Origin of the sequence: Streptomyces sp. MnatMP-M17 (genome assembly GCF_900091995.1) — a bacterium.
Classification (GTDB): Bacteria; Actinomycetota; Actinomycetes; order Streptomycetales; family Streptomycetaceae; genus Streptomyces.
Genome location: NZ_FMDK01000430.1, coordinates 1 through 5,251, shown reverse-complemented (window position 1 = coordinate 5,251; position 5,251 = coordinate 1). Strand labels below are relative to the sequence as shown.

Sequence of the window (5,251 nt, the reverse complement as noted above, 5' to 3'; positions counted from 1 at the left end):
TCCACGGCACCAGACCCCGCTCCCTGATCCGGCCAGATCCAAACGAAAGACCCTAGGCCCCAAGATCATCAGCCGGACTTTAGTTATGTGATTTACCCGGGTCAAGCCGCGCGTTCCCGAACGGGATTCGACATGGTGCTCCGACCACCATATGACCGGCCGCTGCTGTCGCGGGGCGACCTTCCGGCCACCAGGGCACTCGGAAATGATCACGGCTGGGCATCGCGGAGGGCGAAGTCCGCGGGATTACCAGGGCTGGGGATGACAGAAATCGCGAGTTATACGAGTTCGCTCGCTCGAAGCAGGGCATCTCAGGCGAACGAGAACAGGCCGGATGTGTTCGTCCTGGCCGGCCGTGAATGGGATCTGCTGGCCGGTGTCTTCGCTCCGGTCCACTCGCCCACGACCGCCGTCGCCATGGAACTGCTGGGACTCCCGCAGACACGGGACCCGGACTCCGACCCGGACCGGGACCCGGACCCGGGCCCGGGCCTCGCGTTCCGCGGGGACGGTACGTTCCTGGAGATCGGCGCCGGTACGGGCGTCATCGCGGTCTCCGCCGCGCTGGCCGGCTGTCCGAGGGTGGTGGCCACGGACATCAACGCCCAGGCCGTACGGAACACCGCCATGAACGCCGACCGGCACGGCGTCGCCGACCGGCTCGTATCGCTGCACGGCGACCTCTTCGACGCGGTCGGCGACGGGGAGCGCTTCGACACCGTTTACTGGCACTCCAACTACGTCCTGGCGCCCGACGAGTACGAGTACCAGGCCGACCACGAGCGTGCCTATGTCGATCCGGGCTACCGTGCGCACCGCCGCTATCTGGCCGAGGCGCCTGGTCTGCTGACCGAGGGCGGCACCGCGCTCCTCCAGTTCAGCGAGCGCGGCGATCTCGGTCTGCTGCGGCGGCTCGCCGAGGAATGCGGACGGACTCTGCGTCCGGTGCGGCGGAGTCATTTGACCGAGGGCGACGAGACGGTTGAACTCGTACTTTACGAAGTCTGTATGAAGAATTGACGCCACCGTTCCCGTCATTCGTCCCGGAGACCTCCTCATCACCCTCTACGGAATCATCGTGCGGGCTCTGATCATCGACAATTACGATTCTTTGACGCATAACCTCTTTCACTTCCTCGCCGAGGTGACCGGGCGGGAACCGGTCGTGGTATGCAAAGCAGTTGGACAGGCGCGCTGTTGGACAGGTGCTCTGTTCGCGCGGGGCACCGCCCTGGTCTGATCTCCTCGGACATCGACTCCGTTGTCCGTACGGACACTTCACTCTCCGCGGAGGCCACCATGACCAGAGGCAGATCGGAAACGCTCACCGGATCGATCGAGCTCCCGTTCCCGGAGTACGACAACCCGCCGTCCGGACCGTCCGGGCTCTTCCGGCGCTGGTACGACACCGCCGTACAGGTCGGCGTACGCGAACCCGCGGCGCTGGCCCTGGCCACCGCCGACAAGCGTGGCCGGCCGTCGAGCAGGATCGTCGCGGTCAACGAGATCACGGACGAGGGCATCGTCTTCGCGACCCATCTCGGCAGCCAGAAGGGCCGAGAGATCAGCGAGAACCCGTGGGCCTCGGGCACCTTGTACTGGCGTGAGACGAGCCAGCAGGTGGTGGTCAGCGGCGCGGTGGAGCTCCTCGGGACCGAGCGGGCCGAGGAGAAATGGCTGAGCCGCCCGGTGTTCACTCATCCCGCGTCGGTGGTGTCCCGCCAGAGCGAGGAACTGGTCGACATCGAGGCCATGCGGGCCGAGATCGACCGTCTCGCCGCGATCGGCGGCGTACTGCCGCGCCCGCACGGCTATGCCGTGTATCTGCTGCGGTTCGACACCGTAGAGTTCTGGGCCAACGGCGAGGACCGACTGCATCAGCGGCTGCGCTACGAGCGCACGGGCGAGGGCGAAGGATGGACCGTCCGGCGTCTCCAGCCCTGAGCGACCTGAGCGACGGGCGCGGGAGCGCCGTACGGTGACGGCGCGGGCGAGTGCCGGAAGGGCACTCCCGCGCCATCACTGTGCGCCATCCGCTCAGCCGTGACGGACGTCCAGCGCCTCGACCCGGGCCGCGAGGTCCGGATCCTCCTCGACACAGCGGTGCAAGGCCGCCCTGGCCTCCGCCGGGCGGTCCAGCTTCAGCAGGCAGACGCCGAGGTGGAGTTGGGCCTCGGGATCGCCGGTGGCCTCGAACGCCGCCGACAGATCGGCCAGCGCCTTGTCGGGATCGCCCGCCTCCAGATACGCGAGTCCACGGTTGAATCTGACATCAGCCGTGTCCTCAAGAGCCAGCGACCGGCCGAAGTCCTCGATCGCGTCGATGAGTTCGCCACGCTCGTAGGAGACCGTCGCCCGGGCCGCCCAGGCCGGAGCGTAGTCGGGACGGGCGGCGACCAGGCCGCTCAGTGCCGTATGGGCGGCGTCCGCGTCCGAGGCCGCGAGCAGTTGACCGCGCAGACAGAGGAGAGGCGCGTTGTCCGGTTCGAGTTCGAGACCGGCGCCGATGTCCTGGCCCGCGCCGGCCAGATCGTCCGTCGCGTACCGCAGGCTCGCCCGGTTCACATACGCGTCCACCCGGCCGGGATCGAGTTCGACGGCATAGCCGAAGTCCGCCAGCGCGCCCGGTATGTCGCCGAGCTCCAGCCGTGTGTCGGCGCGGTTGTACACCACCTCGGGAAACGGCGGCGACAGGGCCATCGCCCGCTCGTAGCAGACGACGGCATCGGCCGGGCGGTCCAGCCGGCGCAGCAGATTGCCGCGGTCGAAGTGGTATTCCGGGTGGTTGGAGTCGACGGCGATCACCTCATCGAGATCGGTCAGGGCCTCCTCGTAGCGGCCCAGCGCGATGAGGACCTGTGAGCGGTTGTGCTTGAGCACCGAGCGGTGCAGCGCGTGCTCGGAGGCGCCCAGACTCCGGTCCAGCCAGACGATGCCCTCGCTGACCAGCCGCAGCGCCTCCTCCAACTCGCCTTCGTGGACGGCGACCAGGGCCAGCCCGTTGCGGTTGAAGACGGTCTGGAAGGCGCGCTCCCCGGGATCCGGGATCGCCTGAGCGAAGGCGATCGCGGCGTTGGCCCAGGCCCGCGCCGTCGAGTGGTCCTGCTCGTCGCGAGGGAGATACCGGGTGTGGATCATGGCGGTGGCGTAGGCGGCCTGCATATGGACCATCGGACTGTCGGTGGCCGCGCGCGCTCCCTCGTACAGCACCAGCGCCTCCTCCGGCCGGCCGAGCGCGGCCAGGGAGGTGGTCTTCTTGGTGGTGAACGCCCACCAGTCGTTCCGTGCCGTGGTGGCGTCGACCAGCGCCAGACCCCGCTCGGCGAAGTCCACCGTCGCATGGTAGAAGCCCAGGTCCACACAGATGTCCAGGGCGGTACGCAGGGCGCCCGCGCCGGCGCCGTACGGATCCCGGCCGTGTTCGCGGTGGTACGGCACGGCCCCGAGCGCGAGCGACGGTTCACCGGCGGCCGTGAGGGCGTCGGCGCGCGCGTCGTGCAGGGCGGCCCGGTCGGCGGGAGCGAGAGCCTCATAGGCGGCGCGCGGCCGTGGATCGTCACCGGTGCAGTCACCGGCCACCCACCGGGCGGCGAGCTCCTCGGCGGGCAGCGGCGGCAGCTGTGGCAGCGGTGTGTCCCGGCCGGTGATCACACGCGCGTAGCGCTCCAGGGCCGGGCCGAGAGGCTCCACGAGCGGGCCGGGCGGAGTGTTCAACTCGTCGGCCGCCGTGGCGATCCGCAGCCGCAGCAGACCGGGATCGGCCCGGCGCAGCAGGATGGCGAGCAGTTCCTGGTCGGTCGGGTCGGCCTCGTGCACATTGTCCACGAGGAGCAGCCGGGGACCGTCGCCGAGGCGGCGCAGATGGCCGTGCAGGAACTCCGTCAGCCCGTGTGCGATCCGTGCGGTGCGCAGCCGGGAGTAGAAGCGCGTCCGCTCCTTCGGCACGGCCAGCGAGGTGAGCGTCTCCCGGGTGGCCGGCACTACACCGCGCAGCTCCGGTGTGAGCGCGAGGATCTCCGTCTCGTGCGCGGCGACGAGCTCGGGCCAGTCCCGCAGCGCCTCGGGCACGACCGTACGCAGCAGGGCACCGCCGGCCGAGTAGGGCCCGCGCAGCCGCCGGTGCGCGTCGAGTACGGCGAGTACGGGCACCTCGGCACCGGCCGCGAGCAGCCGTCGCCGGTCGTGCTGATGGCGTGCGCGGATCCACTGGTGCGGTTCGTCTGACACGGCTGCTCTCCTACTCGCTGATGTGACGGAGCGTCGATTTCCGGGCCCGTCGGGCCCGTACGGCCAGCACGCCCACGACACCGAACTGGAGGACGTTGAGCGCCACGAGCGTGGCCGAGTCGGCCAGTTCGACGGCTGCCGCGTCACCGGTCAGCCGGCCGAAGACACCGGTCAGGAACCGGTACGCCGTGGGCAGTCCGGCCACGACCACACTGGTGAGCATCACCACGTAGCCGATGAGCATCACCCAGCTGTACCACTGGGCGGCCTTGCGGTCGGCGGGCGCGAAGGCGGACTCGTCCACGAGCCGTTCCGTCCTGCCGCGCAGCCGGTGGTAGCGGTTCTTCATCACCTGTACGGAGGTGCCGTGCAGATCGGTGCAGCCCAGCACCGTGGTCACCAAGTAGTAGACATCGGTGCGCAGATAGAAGTACATCTGCCAGACCATGCGCAGGATCGTGCTGAAGGCGAGCGCGAGACAGACCCTGCCGAGAGCGGAGAAGCTTTCGTCGGACTCCCGGGTGCCCGCGGCGATGAGGGTCAGCACCGCCCAGACCACGGCGTCGGCGCCCAGACCGGCCAGCATCGGCAGATACCGCTTGCCGCGCTCGACGATGACCAGGCCGTCCATCGAGGTTTCCAGCACGACGAAGTACAGCCGGCGTCCGATCGACAGCCGGGTACGCAGACCGAGGCGGCGTCCGGCCAGCGCGTGGGCCGCCTCGTGGATCAGCATGAGCGGCACCTGGCCGACGAACAGGCCGAGTTCGACGACGGTGTAGTAGTCGGAGAAGAAAATGTGCCGGTAGTGCGGCGCGAGATCCGTGCGCAGTACGGAGGCGGTGACGGCGGCGGCGACCAGCAGGGCGTACATGGCCGCGGCAGGCGGCGAGAAGACGGCCTTCCCGAATCGCTGCCAGCGTACGGGCCCTTCGTCGGCCTGTGCGTCGGAGTCCCGCGCGCCGGCCCGTGCGTCGGAGGCCCGCGCGCCGGCGGAGCCCGTGGCGGTGTCGGCCGGGCCCGT

Annotated in this window: 4 protein-coding genes; 2 read left to right on the top strand and 2 right to left on the bottom strand. The window is 69.5% G+C overall.

The window, feature by feature from the left end:
• Positions 1-261 precede the first annotated feature (261 nt).
• Entirely contained in the window at positions 262-1,020 is a 759-nt protein-coding gene (locus GA0115259_RS19615; protein WP_093598730.1) for a 50S ribosomal protein L11 methyltransferase, read from the top strand.
• Between the two features lie 279 nt (positions 1,021-1,299).
• Positions 1,300-1,944, top strand: a complete 645-nt coding sequence (gene phzG, locus GA0115259_RS19610) for a phenazine biosynthesis FMN-dependent oxidase PhzG (RefSeq protein WP_093598727.1) — start codon at positions 1,300-1,302, stop codon at positions 1,942-1,944.
• 93 nt (positions 1,945-2,037) lie between these two features.
• Here the strand turns inward: phzG and GA0115259_RS19605 are convergent, their stop codons facing one another.
• Both GA0115259_RS19605 and GA0115259_RS40410 read right to left on the bottom strand, forming a co-directional pair.
• Positions 2,038-4,227 (bottom strand): tetratricopeptide repeat protein, encoded by a 2,190-nt coding sequence (locus GA0115259_RS19605; protein WP_093598724.1) that lies wholly within the window; start codon positions 4,225-4,227, stop codon positions 2,038-2,040.
• Between the two features lie 10 nt (positions 4,228-4,237).
• Positions 4,238-5,251 (bottom strand): hypothetical protein (locus GA0115259_RS40410; RefSeq protein ID WP_093598721.1); only part of this gene is annotated, 1,014 nt, incomplete at its 5' end.

What these genes read in the sequence shown, in the direction of transcription:
- phzG (WP_093598727.1), top strand. Translation starts at nt 1,300, where the DNA reads ATGACCAGAGGCAGATCGGAAACGCTCACCGGATCGATCGAGCTCCCG.
- GA0115259_RS19615 (WP_093598730.1), top strand. Translation starts at nt 262, where the DNA reads ATGACAGAAATCGCGAGTTATACGAGTTCGCTCGCTCGAAGCAGGGCA.